This is a genomic window from Mesorhizobium sp. B2-5-4 (assembly GCF_006441095.1).
GTDB lineage: Bacteria > Pseudomonadota > Alphaproteobacteria > Rhizobiales > Rhizobiaceae > Mesorhizobium > Mesorhizobium salmacidum.
This window is the reverse complement of sequence record NZ_VFUR01000006.1, coordinates 153,853-173,752: the sequence shown is the minus strand read 5'-3', so window position 1 is coordinate 173,752 and position 19,900 is coordinate 153,853. Positions and strand designations below refer to the sequence as shown.

At 63.7% G+C, this 19,900-nt stretch carries 17 protein-coding genes; 13 read left to right on the top strand and 4 right to left on the bottom strand.

Annotation, left to right across the window (positions count from 1 at the left end; genetic code table 11):
* Window positions 1-152 precede the first annotated feature (152 nt).
* From FJ492_RS09820 to FJ492_RS09810, 3 genes are all read left to right on the top strand, one after another.
* Window positions 153-1,367: an ROK family transcriptional regulator gene (locus FJ492_RS09820; protein WP_140712876.1), complete on the top strand. Its 1,215-nt coding sequence runs from the start codon at window positions 153-155 to the stop codon at window positions 1,365-1,367.
* Between the two features lie 104 nt (window positions 1,368-1,471).
* The gene (locus FJ492_RS09815; RefSeq protein ID WP_140503430.1) at window positions 1,472-3,082 is read left to right on the top strand and encodes an inorganic phosphate transporter; all 1,611 of its coding nucleotides are present in this window, start codon (window positions 1,472-1,474) and stop codon (window positions 3,080-3,082) included.
* 89 nt (window positions 3,083-3,171) lie between these two features.
* Window positions 3,172-4,197, top strand: a complete 1,026-nt coding sequence (locus tag FJ492_RS09810; protein ID WP_181166622.1) for a transporter — start codon at window positions 3,172-3,174, stop codon at window positions 4,195-4,197.
* 40 nt (window positions 4,198-4,237) lie between these two features.
* Here the strand turns inward: FJ492_RS09810 and FJ492_RS09805 are convergent, their stop codons facing one another.
* Together FJ492_RS09805 and FJ492_RS09800 are read right to left on the bottom strand one after the other, a co-directional pair.
* Window positions 4,238-5,398 carry a patatin-like phospholipase family protein gene (locus FJ492_RS09805; RefSeq protein WP_140712870.1) on the bottom strand — a complete coding sequence of 387 codons (1,161 nt, stop codon included), beginning with the start codon at window positions 5,396-5,398 and terminating at the stop codon, window positions 4,238-4,240.
* Entirely contained in the window at window positions 5,391-6,179 is a 789-nt protein-coding gene (locus FJ492_RS09800; RefSeq protein ID WP_140503424.1) for an acetoacetate decarboxylase, read from the bottom strand. Before FJ492_RS09800 ends, FJ492_RS09805 begins: the two co-directional genes overlap by 8 nt.
* Window positions 6,180-6,399: 220 nt before the next feature.
* Here FJ492_RS09800 and FJ492_RS09795 point away from each other — a divergent pair, with 220 nt between their 5' ends.
* The 10 genes from FJ492_RS09795 (at window position 6,400) to FJ492_RS09750 (ending at window position 18,471) form a co-directional block, all read left to right on the top strand.
* Window positions 6,400-7,188, top strand: coding sequence for a 3-hydroxybutyrate dehydrogenase (locus FJ492_RS09795; protein WP_140503422.1), 789 nt, complete (start codon window positions 6,400-6,402; stop codon window positions 7,186-7,188).
* A 67-nt stretch (window positions 7,189-7,255) separates the two neighbouring features.
* Window positions 7,256-8,014, top strand: a complete 759-nt coding sequence (locus FJ492_RS09790; protein ID WP_140769744.1) for a phosphodiesterase — start codon at window positions 7,256-7,258, stop codon at window positions 8,012-8,014.
* 223 nt (window positions 8,015-8,237) lie between these two features.
* Window positions 8,238-9,566, top strand: a complete 1,329-nt coding sequence (locus tag FJ492_RS09785; RefSeq protein ID WP_140769742.1) for an NAD(P)H-dependent oxidoreductase — start codon at window positions 8,238-8,240, stop codon at window positions 9,564-9,566.
* Between the two features lie 2 nt (window positions 9,567-9,568).
* Window positions 9,569-10,597 carry a thiamine pyrophosphate-dependent dehydrogenase E1 component subunit alpha gene (locus FJ492_RS09780; protein WP_140769740.1) on the top strand — a complete coding sequence of 343 codons (1,029 nt, stop codon included), beginning with the start codon at window positions 9,569-9,571 and terminating at the stop codon, window positions 10,595-10,597.
* Window positions 10,597-11,595 (top strand): alpha-ketoacid dehydrogenase subunit beta, encoded by a 999-nt coding sequence (locus FJ492_RS09775; protein ID WP_140769738.1) that lies wholly within the window; start codon window positions 10,597-10,599, stop codon window positions 11,593-11,595. The genes FJ492_RS09780 and FJ492_RS09775 overlap by 1 nt, the downstream gene beginning before the upstream one ends.
* A gap of 3 nt (window positions 11,596-11,598) precedes the next feature.
* Entirely contained in the window at window positions 11,599-12,948 is a 1,350-nt protein-coding gene (locus FJ492_RS09770) for a pyruvate dehydrogenase complex dihydrolipoamide acetyltransferase (RefSeq protein WP_140769736.1), read from the top strand.
* A gap of 241 nt (window positions 12,949-13,189) precedes the next feature.
* Window positions 13,190-14,176 carry an ABC transporter substrate-binding protein gene (locus FJ492_RS09765; RefSeq protein ID WP_140769734.1) on the top strand — a complete coding sequence of 329 codons (987 nt, stop codon included), beginning with the start codon at window positions 13,190-13,192 and terminating at the stop codon, window positions 14,174-14,176.
* 143 nt (window positions 14,177-14,319) lie between these two features.
* Entirely contained in the window at window positions 14,320-16,023 is a 1,704-nt protein-coding gene (locus tag FJ492_RS09760; protein WP_140769732.1) for an iron ABC transporter permease, read from the top strand.
* A complete protein-coding gene (locus FJ492_RS09755; RefSeq protein ID WP_140769730.1) occupies window positions 16,011-17,090 on the top strand; it encodes an ABC transporter ATP-binding protein in 1,080 nt (359 codons plus the stop codon). The genes FJ492_RS09760 and FJ492_RS09755 overlap by 13 nt, the downstream gene beginning before the upstream one ends.
* Before the next feature lie 214 nt (window positions 17,091-17,304).
* Window positions 17,305-18,471: a DUF930 domain-containing protein gene (locus tag FJ492_RS09750; RefSeq protein WP_140769728.1), complete on the top strand. Its 1,167-nt coding sequence runs from the start codon at window positions 17,305-17,307 to the stop codon at window positions 18,469-18,471.
* On the opposite strand, the gene FJ492_RS09745 is transcribed toward FJ492_RS09750, so the two are convergent.
* Together FJ492_RS09745 and FJ492_RS09740 are read right to left on the bottom strand one after the other, a co-directional pair.
* A complete protein-coding gene (locus FJ492_RS09745) occupies window positions 18,468-19,142 on the bottom strand; it encodes an HAD family phosphatase (protein ID WP_140769726.1) in 675 nt (224 codons plus the stop codon). The genes FJ492_RS09750 and FJ492_RS09745 overlap by 4 nt on opposite strands.
* A gap of 108 nt (window positions 19,143-19,250) precedes the next feature.
* Window positions 19,251-19,892, bottom strand: a complete 642-nt coding sequence (locus FJ492_RS09740; protein ID WP_140503404.1) for a hypothetical protein — start codon at window positions 19,890-19,892, stop codon at window positions 19,251-19,253.
* Between the last annotated feature and the right edge of the window lie 8 nt (window positions 19,893-19,900).

The window sequence follows — 19,900 nt, the reverse complement described above, 5'->3', positions numbered from 1 at the left end:
GTGTCGCGTGACCTGATGGTTACCCGGCTGACCAGTGGCGACAGGCGGAGGCCTTGGCCATCTTGTTTTTGGGCGCTCGGTTTGCATTAAGTCAATTCGCTTGACTTAATTAGTCGATCAATATCCTAATGGAGTCAAGAGGGGAAACGCCGATGGACGACATCAGCCAGATCCGCGCCAAGAGCGGCACCAACCAGGAGGGCACAAGCGCGCACAATCGCCGCGTCATGATCGAGGCACTGCGCCTCAATGGCGCGCTGTCGCGGGCCGACCTCGCGCGAGCGACGCAGCTCACCAAGCAGGCGGTCTCCAACATCATCGAGGACCTGGAAAGCGATGGCCTGGTCGTCGCGCTCAAGGCGGTGCGCAAGGGCCGGGGCCAGCCGTCGACCCCCTACAGGCTGGTTCCTGAAGGCGCTTTCGCCATCGGCCTGCAGATCGACCGTCATCTGACGCGGGCGGTCGCGGTCGACCTGATGGGCAGCGTGCTGACGCGCGCCGAGGCGAACCTGCCTTTCGATGAGCCGTCAAGGGGCGTCGAGGTGATCCTGGACCTGATCGATGGCGTCCGGCGCGAGCTGTCCGGCATCTCCTCGCAGTCGGAAAAACGCCTCGTCGGTCTTGGCGTCGCCATGCCCGGCCCGTTCGGCTTGAAGAATTCGGACGACAAATGGATGATGCCGGCCTGGCAGAAGTTTCCGCTGCTGGACACGCTGGCCAAAGGCACTGGACTGAATGTCGGCCTGCAGAACGATGCCGCGGCCTGCGCGACGGCCGAGCGCATCGTGGGTGCCGCGCATGGCGTCGATCACGCGGTGTGTCTCTATGTCGGCTATGGCATCGGCGCCGGACTGATCCTGAACGGCGAGCTGTACAGCGGTGGTCATGGCAATGCAGGCGAAATCGGCATGGCCTTGCTGTCGCCGGCCGGTCCGGGCTCGACGCCGCTGGAACATCGCGCGTCGCTCGCCTCGCTCTACCAGCATCTTGATCTCGATCCTGCCGACGAGGATCTCTACGGAAAGATCGACGCGCTGGTCGCGGCGGATGATCTGAAGATCATGCGCTGGATCGAGGGCGCGGCGCATGACCTGCGCTGGAGCGTGCATCTCATCGAAACCATCTTCGATCCGCAGACAGTCATCCTGACCAGCGGCGCGCCGGAAGCGCTGGCGCGCCGGCTTGTCGAGGCCATGCATCCGCTGCTTTCGTCAATCGCCGACCGGCCGGGCCGGACCTTGCCGCGCCTGCAGCTCGGCACAACCGATCCCTGGTCGATCGCGCTGGGAGCCGCCGCAGCGCCGATCAGCCGAGCCTTCGATCCGCTGTTCTCGGCGATCCTAAAGACACGCTCCGGTCCCGCCTGAAGGAGACCGCGCGAAAGGCCAGGCCTCTCCGGCGTCACACAGGGTTCATCGTCCGGCCATAGCGTCTTTTCCAGTTCTTTGCTGCAATGCAATAGGAGTGGGACATGGTGGACATAGTTTCCAGTGAGGCGGGCATTCCAAGGCCGGATCATCCGCTGGATAGTTCGGGCGGCGCGAAGTGGTTCCTGCCGGTCTTCGGTGTGCTGGTGCTGGTCGGCGTGGTCTATGTCGGCTACGCGCTGAGCCAGGATCTGGCGGTGGCCAGGACGGTGCCGTGGATCCTGCTCGGCATCGCCTTGCTGATCGCGCTCGGCTTCGAATTCGTCAACGGTTTCCATGACACCGCCAATGCGGTGGCGACCGTCATCTACACGCGCTCGCTGCCGGCGGAATTCGCCGTCATGTGGTCGGGCGCCTTCAATTTCCTCGGCGTTCTCACCTCCAGCGGCGCGGTCGCCTTCGGCATCCTGTCGCTGCTGCCGGTCGAGCTGATCCTGCAGGTAGGCTCCTCCTCCGGCTTTGCCATGGTGTTCGCACTGCTGGTGGCCGCGATCCTGTGGAACCTCGGCACCTGGTTCCTCGGCCTGCCGGCGTCGAGCTCGCACACCATGGTCGGCTCGATCATCGGCGTCGGCCTCGCCAACCAATTCATGGCACCTGCCGGCAGCGCCACCAGCGGCGTCGACTGGTCGCAGGCCACCAATGTCGGCGTGACGTTGCTGGTGTCGCCGATCATCGGCTTCTTCGCCGCCGCCATCCTGCTCTACGCGATGAAGCTTCTCGTCCGCAATCCGGCGCTCTACGAGGCGCCGAAAGGCAATGCCCCGCCGCCCTGGTGGATCCGCGCGCTGCTGATCTTCACCTGCACCGGCGTCAGCTTCGCGCATGGCTCCAATGACGGACAAAAGGGCATGGGCCTGATCATGCTGATCCTGATCGGCGTGGTGCCGACGGCCTATGCGCTCAACCGCACGCCCGACATCAACTATCTCGAAGCCTACAAGTCGGCTTCGGTCAGCGTGGAGACCGCGCTAGGCAAATATGTGAAGCCCGGTGTCACCGTCGCCGATGCGAAGGATGCCAAGGCTGCCGTGCAGGATGCCGTGCGCACCCGGAGCTGGAGCGACAAGACGACCGTCGCTCTGCAGAGCTACATCCACAACACGACGGCCGAGTTGCAGCCTTACGCTTCGGTCGACAACGTGCCGACAGATCTGGTCAGCAACGCCCGCAACGACATCTATCTGATCGGCGAGGCGCTTAAGCTGATCGACAAGAAGAAGTTGCTGCCGATGGAGGCCGCCGATCTCAAGGCGGTCACCGACTATCACAAGGCCGTCGACAATGCGACGAAGTTCATCCCGATATGGGTGAAGGTCGCGGTGGCCCTGGCGCTTGGCCTGGGCACCATGGTCGGCTGGAAACGCATCGTCGTCACGGTCGGCGAGAAGATCGGCAAAAGCCACCTGACCTATGGCCAGGGCGCTGCCGCCGAACTCGTGGCGATGGTCACTATCGGCATGGCCGACCGCTTGGGTCTGCCGGTGTCGACGACCCATGTGCTGTCGTCCGGCGTCGCCGGAACCATGGCTGCCAACGGCTCGGGTCTGCAATGGTCGACGGTTCGCAACCTGCTGCTCGCCTGGGTGCTGACCCTGCCCTGCTCGATCACGCTGGCCTTCGTGCTGTTCATCATCTTCCGCCAGGTGTTCTGAGCGGGCGAAGCGACGACACTAACGACGGCGCCACATTGGCGCCGTCTCGTTTTCCGGCGACAGGTTCGCGACGATTTCGGGCGGCAGTCATGAACGACGCATCGCATCTGGCCCTGCTTGCCGTCGACGACCAGCATCCGGCGCCTGGCCTGGTCTGGGCCTGTCACGGCTTGCCAGGCAAACCGCCGGTGGCGCTTGCTCCGCGCGACATCGCCACAGCACTGGCGATGCCGGAAGGCTGGGTGTGGCTGCATGTCGATCTCGTCGACCAGCGCGCCCATTCCTGGGTCAGCCGTACCTGCGACTTGCCGGCTTCGGCCAACGCGATCCTCGAAGGCCATGAGGACAGCCCCGCGCTGGCGCATGAGGGCGGTGTGGTTCATGGCATTTCCGCCGACCTGCACAGCGAAATCGCGCGTCAGTCGACCACCATCGGCAGATTGCGCTTCGCGGTCTCGGAGCGGCTGCTGGTGACCGGCCGCCGCCATTCGCTGGCAGCGGTCGAGGAGGTGCACGAGGCGCTGGCCGCGGGGCTGCGGCCCGCCACCGCCTTCGAACTGTTCGAGGCGATCGTGCTGGCGTTCTGCGGCGGAACGAGCCTGCGGCTCGCAGTCGCCACCAAGCGGCTCGACGAGGTGGAAGATCATCTGGTGACCGAACGGCTTGCCGACGAAAGGCGGCGGCTGAAAGATGTTCGCCGGCTGGCGGTCTCCCTGCACCGCCCGATCTCGGCGCTGGCGGCACTTTTCCAGGACGAGGACCGGTCGGACTGGAAGCTGTCGGGAGGGGCGCACGAGATCCTGCGCCGGCTTACCACGCGGCTCGAAAGGCTCGACCGCGAAGTCGTCATGGTCAACGACCGTGCGCGGCTGTTGCAGGACGAGGTCGCCGCCGAGCTCGCGGACGAATCCAACCGCAGCCTGAAGGCGCTGGCGGTGATGAGCGCGCTGCTTTTGCCGGGCTCGCTGATCGTCGGCATGTTCGGCATGAACACCGCCGGGCTGCCGCTCACGCAAACGCCGGGCGGCTTCGAGCTGGCGCTGTTGATCGCGGCGGGGGCGACCGGCCTGTTCTATTGGCTCTTGCTGAGAGCCGGCGCCAATCTCAGATTCTGAGCCCGGCTCAGTATTCCGAGCCGGGCGCCCCGCCCGAAACTCAGGTCGGATCTTCGCGATGCAGGTCGTGGATGGTAACGCCGTCGGCATTGGTCGGCAGCATCAGCCATTTCTTGTGACGCAGCGTGCGCTCGGTGTCCTCGAGGCCCATCTCCCAATGCTCGCGCATCGAGGTGCCCGAAAACTCATAGTCCTTGGCGTGGCCCTCATAGCCTTTGTGCTGGTAGATCAGGTGGACGATGTTGACCACGCCGGCGTTGGAATAGTCGGCGATCAACTCCTGCTCGCCTTCCCTAAGCTGCTCCGGCGGCACGCGCTTCAGCGCATCGAGCAGCTTCATCTTCAGCGCATGGATGCGCTCGAAATTATCGGTGTTCTGCCGCGTACGGCTCGAATACATGATGTCCTTGTGGCGCGACAGCACGTCGGCCATGCCGCGCGGCAGCACGCCGCGGGCGCTGAACAGATCGACCTGGAAGACCAGCGAGGAACGGTCCTCTTCCTGGTCGAGCAGATATTGCAGCGGCGTGTTGGAGACGATGCCGCCATCCCAGTAATACTCGCCCTCGATGCGGATCGAGGGGAAGGCCGGCGGCAGCGCGCCGCTCGCCATGATGTGCTCCGGCTCGATACGCACGTTCTCGGTGTCGAAATAGACGAAGTTACCGGTCCTGACATTGACCGCGCCGACGCTCAGCCGCTTCTTGCCGTCGTTCAGCACGTCGAAATCGATCAGGCTCTCCAGCGTGTCCTTCAACTCGGCGGTGTCGTAGAAGCTGGTGGCGCCTTCCGCTCCCGACAGCTGGAACCAGGGATTGGGATTGCGCGGCTTGAAGAAGCCGGGCTGGCCCATCGTCATCGTCATCAACGACGAGGTCTGGTTGCGGATGTCGCGGTAGATGTCACCTTCGGGCGTGTAGGACCAGATCTTGCGGCCGGAAATCGTCTGCCAGAACTGTTCCAGCCGTTGCAGTCGGCGGCTCGGTTCATTGCCGGCGATGATCGCGGCGTTGATGGCGCCGATTGAGACGCCTGATAGCCAGCTCGGCTCGCAGCCTGCGTCGGCCAGCGCCTGGTAGACCCCTGCCTGATAGGCGCCGAGCGCGCCGCCGCCCTGAAAGACCAGCGCGATACGGTCATACTGCGCCGTGATTTCCTCGATGGTGGCGGCGGCTGCCTTGTTGCGGTTACGCTCAAGCACCGACTTTCTCCAGCTCGGTTGCGCTGGCAGCGGATCGGCTGTGGTCAGGGAGGTAATCATGCACGACTTCGCCCAGGCCGAGCGTCAGATCGGCCTTGAAGTGAACCGCCGACACGATGTCAAGCACAGGCAGCTTCGCCACGTCGGCCATGACATGAGGCCGCAGATCGAGCGCGGCCGGCGCCGTCCAGGCTTCCTTGAGCGTGATATCAGTGAGGTAGTAGCGGACCAGCTCGCAAATGCGCGGCGTGCCGTCGACATGCGGGATAATCTTGATCAGGAAATTGGGGGCGGCGAGCGAAGCGAGCACCTGGTCATGATCAGCCTCACTGTGCTTGTAACCCATCGTGCCGGTGGCGCAGAGCACGCTACCATAGTGCAGCGTGCCGACGATCACCTCGCCTTCATGAACGATCTTGGGATTGGCAAGCTTTTTCGGGAAACCCCACAGTTCACGCCCGCCGGCGATCGGCGCGTCGTCGTCAAGATACATCGAATGGACATAGCCGCCATGTTGGCCCTTGTAGCGTACCGGGATGACCTGGCCGGTCTCGGTGTAGTCGCCGAAGCCGGTCGAATCCGGCATGCGGATGAACTCGTACTTGACCAGCGGCTCGTCGATCTCCAACGGCGCCGGCACGACGGCTTCGAGCGCCTCGCGTGTCGTGCGGTAGGTGATGATGATGTATTCGCGGTCGAAGAAACGATAAGGACCCGGCGGGAAGGAGGGATTGGTGAGCGGCATCGCATAGGCGCGCTTCACGACATCGGCGATTTCCATCCAGGTGCCCCCAACGGTTCGAAAATGACCCGCGCGAATGCGCTGGCAAATATGTTGCACGGCACCATGACAATGCCGTGTCACCTCGAAGACGCCTTCTCACGGAGCTGGCAAAGGCCGTCGCGGGGCTGTAATCGAGCCGACATATGGCCGTGGCATTGTCGTGTTGCGTCGCACAAACTATTCTCATCAGTTCCTCCCACCTCTTGCGAGATCTCCCATGGGTTCCCTGTCTTCGAGGAATGCGCTTGTCACCGGCTCGACCAGCGGCATCGGCTTGGCAATCGCCCGCGCCTTTGCCGCCGAGGGCGCCAACGTCACCATCAATGGCCTGGGCGATGCCGCCGCCATCGAGCAGGAGCGCGCCGGCATCGAGAAGGATTTCGGCGTCAAGTGCCGCTACTCCGATGCCAATATGATGGATGGCGCCGCCGTCACCGCCATGGTCCATGACGCCGAAGAGGCATTCGGCAGCCTGGACATCCTGGTCAACAATGCCGGCATCCAGCATGTGGCGCCGATCGAGGCGTTTCCCGACGACAAGTGGGAAGCCATCATCCGCATCAACCTTTTGGCCGCCTTCTACGCCATCAAGGCGGTGGTGCCAGGCATGAAGAGCCGCAAATGGGGCCGCATCATCAACACGGCCTCGGCGCATGCGCTCGTCGCCTCGCCATTCAAGTCGGCCTATGTCTCGGCCAAGCATGGCATATCGGGCCTGACCAAGACGGTGGCGCTGGAAGTCGCGCAGGACGGCATCACCGTCAACGCGATCGCGCCCGGCTATGTCTGGACGCCGCTGGTCGAGAAGCAGATCCCCGACACGATGAAGGCGCGCGGCATGACCGAGGAACAGGTCAAGCACGACGTGCTCTTGGCCGCGCAGCCGACCAAGGAATTCGTCACCGTGGAAGAGCTTGCGGCGCTGACGCTGTTCCTGTGCTCGGATGCAGCCAAGCAGATCACCGGCACGACCTTGCCGATGGACGGCGGCTGGACGGCACAGTAGAGCTGGTCGAGAGATAACGCCTTCAGGCCGACGCCAGGGGCGCCGGCAGGAAGCAGTGCGCGGGCCCATGAAAATCATCCAGCTCTCCGATCCGCATCTGATGGCGCCGGGTGGTCGTCTCCATGGCTCCGATCCGCTCGACCGGCTGGAGGCCTGCCTGGCGGACATCGGCAGGAACCATGCCGATGCCGATCTGGTGGTGATATCAGGCGACCTGACCAATGATGGCGAGCGCGCCGCCTATGCGGCGTTGAGGGAGGCGCTGTCGGGGTTCGTGCCGCCTTGGCGGCTGATGCTCGGCAACCACGACGACCGTGCGCTTTTTGTCGAGATGTTCCCGCAAACGCCAGCCGAGCGCGGGTTCGTCCAGAGCGTTTTCGATGGCAGCGATGGCCGCCTGATCCTGCTCGATACGCTGGACAGCGGACATGTCGAGGGCAGGCTGTGCCCGGCACGGCTGGACTGGCTGAACGAGAAGTTGCAGGAAGCCCGCGACCGGCCGGTCTTCCTCTTCATGCACCATCCGCCGTTCCGGATCCACATGCCGGTGCTTGACGAGGTCAAGCTCGCCGACGCCGATACCTTCCATGACGTTCTCCTGCGCCACGGCAATGTCGGCCACATCTTTGCCGGCCACGTCCACAGGCTGATCGCCGGCAGCTGGCGCGGCATACCGGTCAGCACGCTGCGCAGCACCAACCATCAGAGCGCCCTCGATTTTTCGGACAGCTGGCGGCTGGGCCACGAGCCACCCGCTTATGCCGTGATCTTCATCGATGCCGATGGAGTGGTCGTCCATTTTCACGATTTTCCTGTTGCCGGATAACACCGCCAACAGGAGCAGGACGCCGACCGCTCAACTGTGAGCCCGAGTGGGCCAATGAATTCCGCGATTTGCCGGCTTTCCCGACCTCTTTCCCACCCTGCGGTGGACCCCGGGAAAGTGCCGCAAAAGCACACGGATTTGGACATTAGTCTTGACAGAAATACAGATGTTCAATACCCGTCAGGCAATTGAACAGGCCTGCATTATGGGAGGAATGAGTGGTATGGCTTCCAATGTTTCGTTGACGGGCCTTGCCCGCGACCTCGAGGAACGCGCCAAATCGGGCAAGCCGATCCGCATCGGTCTGATCGGGTCGGGCGAGATGGGAACCGACATCGTCACCCGTGTCGCCCATATGTCGGGCATCGAGATCGGTGCCATCTCCGAACTGAACCTGCCCGCCGCCAGCAAGGCGGTGGACATCGCCTTCCAGGAAACCGGCCATGCGCGCGAAGTTTCGAACGCTTCGGCGATGACGGCTGCCATGGAGGCCGGCAAGGTGGCGGTGACCAACGACGCCAGCCTGGTCATCAACAACGATCTTATCGACGTCGTCATCGATGCGACCGGTGTTCCCGCCGTCGGCGCAGAGATCGGTTTGCGCGCCATGGAGCATGGCAAGCATCTGGTGATGATGAATGTCGAGGCCGACGTCACCATCGGCGCTTATCTCAAGAGCGAGGCCGACCGGCTCGGCGTCACCTATTCGCTGGGCGCCGGCGACGAGCCGTCCTCCTGCATGGAGCTGATCGAATTCGTTTCGGCCATGGGCCACCCGATCGTCGCCGCCGGCAAGGGCAAGAACAACCCGCTCAACATCGACGCCACGCCGCCCGCCTATGAGGAAGAGGCCAGGCGCCGGCACATGAATGTGCGCATGCTGGTCGAGTTCGTCGACGGTTCCAAGACCATGGTCGAGATGGCGGCGATCGCCAACGCCACCGGCCTGGTGCCCGACAAGGCCGGCATGCATGGCCCGGCCGCGACGCTCGGCGAATTGAACAAGGTGCTGGTGCCGCAGAAGGACGGCGGCGTGTTGTCCAGGGTCGGCGTCGTCGACTATTCGATCGGCAAGGGTGTCGCGCCCGGCGTCTTCGTCGTCGCCGACATGTCGCATCCGCGCATCTCGGAACGCATGGAAGATTTGAAGATGGGCAAGGGTCCGTACTTCACCTTCCACCGCCCCTATCACCTGACGTCGCTCGAAGTGCCGCTGACCTGCGCCCGCGTCGTGCTCTACGGCAAGGCCGACATGGTGCCGCTGGCAAAGCCGGTGGCCGAAGTCTGCGCGGTGGCCAAGAAAGACATGCAGCCGGGCGAAAAGCTCGATGCGATCGGCGAATATTGCTATCGCGCCTGGATCATGACGGCGCCGGAAGCGCATGCCGCCAGGGCCATTCCCTGCGGCCTGCTGCAGGGCGGTTCGGTGACGGCGCCGATCAAGAAGGGCGAGTTGATCACCTACGCCAATGCCGCCCCGGCAGCGGGCTCCAAGATCGCCGAATTGCGCGCCCGCCAGGACAAGCTCGTCTACGGAACCGTGGAGGCCTGATCATGGCCGGAGCCAGCAAAGCCGTCGCGGACAGTCGCGCCAACCTGCCCTTCGTCTATCGCCAATACAGCGCCGAGCAACTGAAGCAGGTGCTCTACAAGATGTACCTTATCCGCCGCTTCGAAGAGGGCGCGGAGGAAAGCTACACGCGGGGCTTCATCCACGGCACCATGCATCTGTCGATCGGCCAGGAGGCCAGCGCCATGGGCATATGCATGCCGCTTGGCGAGGATGACCAGATCACCTCGACCCATCGCGGCCACGGCCATTGCATCGCCAAAGGCGCCGAGGTCAAGCGCATGTTCGCCGAGTTCTTCGGCAAGACCTCCGGCTACTGCAAGGGCCGTGGCGGTTCGATGCACATTGCCGATGTCGCCAAGGGCAATCTCGGCGCCAACGGCATTGTCGGCGGCGGCATTCCGATCGCCGTCGGCGCCGCGCTCTCCTCCAAGATGATGAAGACCGGCAAGGTCGTGGTCTCCTTCTTCGGCGACGGCGCCAACAATGAAGGCGCCTTCCACGAGGCGCTCAACATGGCGGCGGTCTGGAAGTTGCCGGTGATTTTCGTCTGCGAGAACAATGGCTACGGCATGTCGACGTCGACGGCCCGCTCCACCGCTGTCAAGAACATCGCCGACCGCGCCGCCGCGTATTCGATGCCGGGCGTCATCGTCAACGGCAACATCTTCTCCGAGGTCGCCGAGGCTTCGTACAGGGCGGTCGAGCGGGCACGTGCGGGCGAGGGGCCGACGCTGATCGAATCCAAGACCTATCGCCATCGCGGCCATTCCAAGAGCGACCGCAATCGCTACCGGACCAAGGAAGAGATCGAGGACTGGATGTCCAACCGCGATCCGATCACGCTCTTCGAGAACGAACTGCGGGAATTCGGTTTCATCGACGACAAGGGCATCGCGGCCATCCGCGAGGCGGTGGCGCGGGAGATCGCCGACGGCATCGAGTTCGCCAAGGCGAGCCCTTCGCCCGACGTCAGCGAGACCGGAGATTACGTGTATACGGAGCAGGCGTGATGGACGCGATGGTGCGTGAACTGAGCTACGCCCAGGCGATCCAGGAGGCCATGGCGATTGCCATGGACATGGACGACCGCGTCTTCCTGATGGGCGAGGATATCGGCGTCTACGGCGGCGCCTTCCAGGTGACCGGCGACCTGGTCGAGCGCTATGGCGCTGAGCGGGTGCTGGACACACCGATCTCTGAACTGGGCGGTGCGGGCGTTGCTGTCGGCGCCGCGCTAACCGGCATGCGGCCGATCTTCGAATTCCAGTTTTCCGATTTCGCCACGCTCGCCATGGAGCAGATCGTCAACCAGGCCGCGAAGATGCGCTTCATGCTGGGCGGCGAGGTTTCAGTGCCGGTGGTGATGCGGTTTCCCGCCGGCTCCGGCACCGGTGCGGCGGCGCAGCACAGCCAGAGCCTGGAAGCCTGGCTCGGCCATGTGCCAGGTCTGAAGGTCATCCAGCCGGCGACACCCTATGATGCCAAGGGCATGCTTCTGGCTGCCGTCGCCGATCCCGATCCGGTGATGATCTTCGAGCACAAGCTGCTCTACAAGATGAAGGGGCCGGTGCCGGAAGGCTACTACACCGTGCCGATCGGCAGGGCCGACATCCGCCGCGAGGGCCGCGACCTCACGATCGTCGCCACCTCGATCATGGTGCAGAAGGCGCTCGACGCCGCCGCCATGCTGGAGGCCGAAGGCATCGACGTCGAAGTCGTCGATCTCCGGACCATCCGGCCGATGGACAAGCAGACGGTCATCGATAGCGTCAAGAAGACGTCGCGGCTGATGTGCGTCTATGAAGCAGTCAAAACGCTGGGCATCGGCGCCGAGGTCAGCGCCATGATCGCCGAGAGCGAGGCGTTCGACTACCTTGACGCTCCGATCGTGCGGCTGGGTGGCGCGGAAACGCCAATCCCGTACAATCCGGAGCTGGAAAAGGCCACGGTGCCGCAAGTTCCCGACATCATCACCGCCGCGCGCGACCTCGTGAAAGGGGTTCGCTGAGACATGCCGACCGAAGTCATTCTTCCCAAGGTCGACATGGACATGGCGACCGGACAGATCTCGCGCTGGTTCGCCGAGGAAGGCGCGCACGTCAAGAAGGGCGACGTGCTGTTCGAGATCGAGACCGACAAGGCGGCGATGGAAATCGATGCACCGGCCAGTGGCGTGTTGCGCGACGTGACGGGCAAGGAAGGTGTCGACATTCCGGTCGGCGCGCCGGTTGCGTGGATCTATGCGGAGAATGAGACGTATGGGGACAAGGCGCCAATCTTCCCCCTCGTGGGGGAGATGTCGGCGGAGCCGACAGAAGGGGGCGCTGTCCTGCCAACGCCTCATTCCGTCACGCCCCCCTCTGCCCTGCCGGGTGTCTCCCCCACAGGCGGGGAGATTGGCCAGTCGCCGTCGGGCGGACGCGCGACACCGCTGGCTCGCCGTCTGGCGCGCGAGGCCGGCCTCACCCTTTCAGCCATATCCGGCACCGGCCCGCATGGCCGGGTGGTGAAAGCAGACGTGGATGCCGCGATCGCCGGCGGTGGTGCCAAGGCAGCGCCCGCCGCCAAGGCTCCGGCTGGCGCACCAGCCGCCGCGCCGGCGGTGAAGCCAATGTCGGACGACCAGGTGCTGAAGCTGTTCGAGGAAGGCTCCTACGAACTCATTCCGCATGACAACATGCGCAAGACCATCGCGCGGCGCTTGGTCGAAGCCAAAACCACCATCCCGCATTTCTACCTGACGCTCGACTGCGAACTCGATGCGCTGCTGGCCCTGCGCACGCAACTCAATGCCGCCGCGCCGGTGAAGAAGACCGACAAGGGTGAGGCGCCTGCCTACAAGCTGTCGGTCAACGACATGGTGATCAAGGCGATGGCCATGGCGCTAAAGGCGGTGCCGGATGCCAATGCCTCGTGGACCGAGAGCGCCATGGTCAAGCACAAGCATGCCGATGTCGGCGTTGCCGTCTCGATCCCCGGTGGCCTGATCACGCCGATCATCCGACATGCGGACGAAAAGACGCTGTCCGTCATCTCCAACGAGATGAAGGATCTGGCCAGCCGCGCCCGCAGCCGCAAGCTGAAGCCCGAGGAGTATCAGGGTGGTACGACGGCGGTCTCCAATCTCGGCATGTTCGGCATCAAGGATTTTGCCGCGGTGATCAACCCGCCGCATGCGACGATCCTGGCGGTCGGCGCCGGCGAGGAGCGGGCGGTGGTCAAGAACGGCGAGATCAAAATAGCCACGGTGATGTCGGTGACGCTGTCGACCGATCATCGCGCCGTCGACGGAGCCCTGGGGGCCGAACTGCTGGTCGCCTTCAAGAAGCTGATCGAAAATCCGATGGGCATGCTGGTCTAGCACCGATCTCCGGGTTGTTTTATCTGATGACCTCTCGCCCAGATTCCTCCCGGCGGAGCCTTACACAAAGCGCCTGTTGGGCGTCGACGTGCCTCTCGCGCGAGAAGGCGGCCTGATCTCATCTTGATCCAAGCCTTGGTGCGCTGTGTCATCCACCAGTCATATGCGCCGTGCAGGGAGGAAGAGACGGGGTGCTGGTCAGGGGCCAGACCGGTCATGCACAGACAGGACAGGAGGTCTCATGAAGACGCTATTCATCAAGCTGTTGGCCAGCCAGCTGGCGCTCGCGGCAACTTTGTTCGCCGGCGTGGCAAATGCCGAAACACTGACGCTCTACACATCCCAGCCGGAAGCGGACGCGGCCAAGACCGTGGATGCCTTCAAGAAGGCGCAGCCCGGCATCGACGTCACCATCTATCGCTCCGGAACCAGCGACATCCTGACCAAGATGGCGGCCGAGTTCGCCGCAGGCAGCCCGCAGCCCGACGTGCTGCTCATCGCCGACGCGGTCTCGATGGAACTGCTGAAGAAGGACGACAGGCTGATGGCCTATCCCGAGGCCAAGCTCGACGGGGTCGACGCGGATGCCTATGATGCCGACAAGACCTATTTCGGCAGCAAGCTGATCACCACCGGCATCGTCTACAACACCGCCGCCGCCGAAAAGCCGCAGCATTGGGCCGATCTCGCCAAGCCGGCCTATGCCGATGGCCTGGTCATGCCAAGCCCGCTCTATTCGGGTGCGGCCGCCTACCTGCTTTCGGGCTTCGCCGGCGATACCAACTATGGCTGGGATTTCTTCCAGAAGCTGAAGACCAACAATACCGTCAGCGTGCGCGGCAATGGCGCGGTGCTGAAGTCGGTGGCTTCGGGCGAGAAGCCCTATGGCATCCTCGTCGATTTCATGGCGATGAACGCCAAGAAGAAGGGCTCGCCGGTCGAGTTCGTGTTCCCCGGCGAAGGCGTGCCTGCCGTGACCGAGCCGGTCGCCATCATGAAGACCGCCAAGAACGTCGATGGCGCCAAGAAGTTCGTCGACTTCATTCTGTCCGATGAGGGCCAGAAGCTGGCGCTGTCTATGGGCTACCTGCCGGCACGCGCCTCGGTCGGCCGTCCCGACTGGCTGCCGGAAGGCGTCAAGGTCAAGGTGATGAAGTTCGACACCAAGGCGATCGTCGCCAAGACCGACGCCGACAAGGCGAAATTCCAGGAACTGTTCGGCGGCTGAACCGTCGATCGCGGCGGGGTGCCGGCAGCGGCATCCCGCTCGCTTCGCCAGAGCAATTCCAGGAAAAGTGCGAAGCGTTTTCCGTCCGGAATTGCGCCGAAAATGAACCGCACCCGGTCGCATTGACCCCAGGAAACGCAATCATGCCGACACGCATCAGGGAAAGCCGTGGCCAGGAAATGGTCCTGACGGTGGCGGCGACCGTCGTCATCGTCCTGCTTTCGATGTTGCCCATGCTGCGCCTCGTCAAGGAGATCGTGGCGCCCGGCGGTATCTTGTCGACCGCGGCCGTGGAAGCCGGGCTGAGAAGCCCGGCAACCTGGATCGCGACGTGGCACACGCTGGTCGTCGGCATTGGCGGCACGCTTCTGGCGGTGCTTTCGGGAACACTGGTGGCCGTGCTCGTCTCGCTGACCGACATACGCTGCCGAAGCGCCCTGGTGTTCTGCTACGTCATGCCGCTGATGATCGCGCCGCAGGTGACGGCGCTAGCCTGGCTGCAACTGTTTGGTCCGGCGAGCCCGTTCCTCAAGCTTTTCGGGGCGGCTCCCCCGCTCGGCACGAAGAACCCGCTCTATTCGACCTCGGGCATCATCCTGCTGCTTGGCGTACAGTACGGGCCGCTGGTCTTCCTGCTGGTGCGGGCCGGCTTGCGCAAGCTGCCGCGCGAACTGGTCGAAGCCGCACGTGCCGGCGGTGCAAACTGGTTCACCGTACTGGCTACCATCGTGCTGCCCTTGATGACGCCCTCCATCATGGCGGCGGCAGCACTTGCCTTCGTCTCCTGCGTCGGCAATTTCGGCATTCCGGCCTTTCTCGGCATTCCCGCCAACTACCTGGTGCTGCCGACGCTCATCTATCAGAAGCTGGCCGGCGGCGGTCCGGCGGTGCTCGGCGAGACCGCGTTCCTGTCCGTGCTGACCGGCATCATCGCCATGGCCGGCATCCTCGCCCAGGAGGTGATGAGCCGCCGCCGCGACTACCGCATCTCTTCGACAGCGCTGCCGGCCGAACCTTATGAACTGGGCCGCTGGCGGCCGGTCGTCCAGGCCGGCATGTGGCTGCTCGTCGTATTGGTGCTGGTCCTGCCGCTGTTAGGGCTGGTATTGACCTCGCTGGTGCCGGGCTACGGCATTGCGCTCACCGCCAAGACGGCGACGCTCGACAATTATCGTTTCGTGCTGTTCGAGCATGATGCCGCCACCCGCGCCTTCTTCAACAGTTTCTGGCTGTCGATTGCTGCAGCGTTCGTCGCCGTCATCGTTGCCGTGCCGGTTGGCTATCTCATCGCCTGGGGCAAGCAGCGCTGGGTGCGGCTGCTCAATCTCTCGGTCGAACTGCCCTACGCCTTGCCCGGCGTTGTGCTGGCGATCGCTTCGCTGCTCTTGTTCCTGCGGCCGATCCCGCTGACCGGCATCCAGCTCTACAACACTGTCTGGATCATCCTCTATGCCTATCTCGCCCGCTTCCTGGTGCTGGCGCTGCGGCCGACCATCAGCGGCTATCACCAGATCGACCGGGCACTGGAGGAGGCAGCGCAGGTGGCGGGCGCCGGCCTGTTCACGCGCATGCGCACCATCCTCTTTCCGCTGGTCGCGCCGGCTGCGGTCGCCGGTGGCCTTTTGATCTTCATGACGGCGCTCAGTGAACTCACGGTCTCGGCATTGTTGTGGTCCTCGGGTTCGGAGACCATCGGGGTGGTGATGTTTTCCTTCGAGCAGGGCGGCGATTCCAACTACGCGGCGGCGATGTCCGTTATCACGGTCGCGGTTAGCTTCGTGCTGATGCTGGTGACCAACCTGCTTGCCCCTCATCTTCCGAGCGGAGTTCTGCCATGGCGCGACTGACCCTGGACCACGTGACCAAGAGCTTCGCCGATTTCGATGCCGTGAAGGATGTCTCGATCGACGTCGGCGACGGCGAGTTTCTGGCGGTGCTCGGACCTTCCGGCTGCGGCAAGACGACGTTGCTGCGGCTGATCGCCGGTTTCGAGAAAGTGACCTCGGGCGAAATCCGCATCGGCGGCGATGTCGTTTCGAACAGCGGCGGCAGCATCGCGCCGGAAAAGCGGCGCATCGGCATCGTCTTCCAGAATTACGCCCTGTGGCCGCACATGAGTGTCGCCGAGAACATCGGCTATTCGCTGAAGGTGGCCAAACTCGACAAGGCGGTTGCGCGCCAAAAAGTGGAAGACGCGCTTGCCTTGGTCAATCTGCAGGGCCTGGGTGAGCGCAGGCCCGCCAATCTTTCCGGCGGCCAACGCCAGCGCGTGGCATTGGCGCGTTGCCTGGTGGCGGCACCCTCGCTGGTGCTGTTCGACGAGCCGCTCGCCAATCTCGACGTGCATCTCAGGGCCTCGATGGAGGACGAGTTCGCCGCCTTCCACAAGCGCACGGGCACGACCATCGTCTACATTACCCATGACCAGACCGAGGCGATGGCGCTGGCCGACCGCATCGCGGTGATGGATCGTGGACGCCTGGCGCAGCTTGCGAAGCCGCGCGACCTCTATCATGAGCCGGCAAATGAAATGGTCGCTTCCTTCATTTCGCAAGGCATCCTGCTGCCGGCGGAGGTGCTGACGGGCGAGGAAAGCGGCTATTGCAAGGTCCGGGTACTCGGAAGCGAGCTGGTGGTCCGCTGCCGGCGTGGCGAGCGGCCGCGCGCCGGCGCCAGGATCTGCTGCCGCTCCGCCGACATCGAGATTTCGGCCGATGCCTCGGGCTTCGACGGTCTCGTCAAGCGGGCGGTCTACCAAGGCGGAGCGGCGCGCATCGAATTCACGCCCAAGGCCGGTCCCGACCTCACCTTGCATTTCGAACAGCCCGATCCGGTTGTGCTGGAGAACGGGGCGCAAGCGCGCCTGCGCATAAAATCCGGCTGGCTGATCCCGGCGGCGGGAGCAGCCTCGTGATGACTGAACCTGCTTGGCGGTTTCGGCGAAAAGGGTGGCACCCGCCCTCGCCGTGAGCAACGGCAATGATCGCATCCTGCTCGATGTCGTGCCGACGCCTCGCTAACACGGCCCTGCCCGTGGTGATCCAGATCACCAACCTGTCAGCGGCCAAATTGCGCCAATCCAATGCTTATGCTTGAAGCCGCCGCTATTTCATTCCACATCGGTCAGGATGAAGGGCGAGACAGGAGAGCGGCGTCGGAATTTGCTGTGGGGTATCCCCGCATCGCTGATCCTGCATGCGCTTGTCGCGGGGCTCCTGATCTATGGCCTGCCCACGCCTCGCCAACAGCCGCAGGAGGAGGAACCGGTCAATGTCGCGCTCGTGGCCCCGCCCGAGCAGCCAAAACCGAAACCGGCCCCTGTACCGTCCCCTAAGCCACCGGAACCGAGGGTTGAAAAACCGCCTGAGCAGAAAGTTGAAAAGCCGGCTCCGCAACCTCGGAAGCCTCCGGCAATCGAGGTGCTGAAGCCTGTTTTTCAGTTCGGCGACAAGGAGGCGGGCCCCCGGAAATCCCTGGATGGGGCCAGCGCTCAAGACAGTTCGCCGTCGCCGACCAAGGATGAGGAATCGAAGCCGCCGGTCGTGCAGAAGCCTGCTGAGACCCAATCCGACGTGCCGGCAGGGACCGAGAAGCCGGCGGATTTAGCTGAGGCCGGCGAAAAGCCGGTAGCCGACGCGAAGGATACCCAGCCCGCGCAGGACAAGCAGGCAACTCTGACCCAGGACGCAGATAAGCAGCAGGACGCCAAACAACAGGCGGGAGTGCAGGACGCCGCCAAGCAGACAGGCGCGGCACCAACGCCGCTGGCCACAGACGGGGGCGGTGAGGTCGAGCTTCCAATGTCGGCTGCGAAGCCGGAGCCTAAACCGACAAATACACCGAAGCCCAGTTCTTCAAAGGCTGCGAAGTTCCGAAATGGGGGCGCCGGAAGCCCAGGTTCCACTGATGTAGCCAGCGCCGCATCGCGCAGGTATTCAGGCCTTCCGGGCGTTCGCAGGCTTTACTCGCAGGGCGCTACGGGTGACGCGCTGGCCACGACCTCGATGGGTGGCGTGCCTCGCGGTCAGCGTGGGGCCAAACTTTGCGCCAGCGCGTTGCAGCAGCAATTGCTGGACGATTCCTACTTTCCCATCTTGATCCCAAGCGTTCCGCTGAAGGCCGGCAATGTTCTTGACGCCCCTGACGTTGCTTTCCGTACCTCAACCACATGGTACCACCTGGGCTTCCGCTGCGAGGTCGACAGCGACGCGACCAGGGTCTTGTCCTTCGACTTCCGTGTCGGAGCTGTGATTCCGCCTGGCGAATGGGCGCGCCTTGGACTACCCGCTCGCTAAGCCGATACATCCAGCCCGGACAATTGCCGGCTAACTTCATGCCAGTCGGCGCAGATGAAATCGGCACCGGCGGCCGTCAGCCGAGCGGCATGCTCGGCATAAGTATGTCCGCCACCGATATAGCCGATCGCGGTCATGCCGGCGGCGACCGCGCCCTGGATGCCGAAAGGTGAATCCTCGATGACGATGCAGTCCGCCGGGTTGGCGCCCATCTTCGCAGCGGCGAACAGGAAAATGTCTGGCGCCGGCTTGCCGTTCTTGACCATCGAGGAGCTGTAGATCGCATCGCCGAAGAACCGCGCCAGTCCGGTGATGGCCAGGCTGTGGTCGATGCGCTCGACGGAGGACGACGAGGCAACGCAACTGCCCCCCTCGAGCGTTTCCAGGAATGCGGTGATTCCCGGTGTCGGCTTCAATTCCTGCGAAAACAGGGCTTTAGTCTCGGCCCAGATATCGCCATCGGCCGTCGCGGGAAACTGATGGCCGGTCAATTCCTTGATCCTGACGATGATGTCGGCCTGCTTCATGCCGACGCACTGGGCGATGATACCGCCGTGAACGCCCGGCATGCCATGCTTATCGTAGACACGTTCATAGGCCTTGGCGGCCAGTGGCTCGCTGTCGACGAGAACGCCGTCGCAATCGAAAATGATCAGTCTTGACGGCGCCACGCGTTTCTCCCGGCCTCTGTCAGAATTGGCACATCGCTATCGACAAAAAGTCAAATGTTCAATAGCGGGCACTCGCGGCCTCTCGAATAGGGGGCAATAGAGGCCAATTCAAAGCTGGCGCAAGGCATCGCTGGCGCGGGAGGACCCCAACGCTCGTTGCATGGCCTGCCGCGACTGCGCGCGGTCGGGCGTGATCCAGTTCGGTTCCGCGCCCAGGAAGCGGTCGAGGAAAGCCACGGCATAGGCCGGCATTTCGGTGACGTTTTCGCGATAGGACCACCAGGTGCGCAGGTCGTCGGCGCATTTGTCGATGCTAGGCGCTGAACCGAACTCCTGCTCGTAAATGGCCGAAATCACCGAGACGCAGTAGTTGGTGTAGAGAAAGCCTTCCGGCCAGAAGCGGATGATGTCCAGCGTGCCGGCATTCTGATCCGTTTCGATGAGGTGGGTAAGGCCGGAGATCTCCCTGGCCGGCGCCTGCTTGATCAGTTCGCGCAGCACGAGGCCGGCGGCAAAGACGATGAAATCGGCGCGGTCGATCGTGGCGAAGCGCTTCTGCGCTTCCATCACCTCGACCCAGTCGAGAAAAGCCCGGGTCAGCTTCGCCTCGTCGATTTCGAAGCGTACGCCGAATGTGTCCGAAACCACCTTGGCGCTGCCGCGGAAGGTGGCGCGGAACCATCGCAACTGCCGAAGCCGGTGGCGCAGATCGGGCATGAGGGCCAGTTCATCCCTGAAGGGCAGTTCCATTTCCTGTA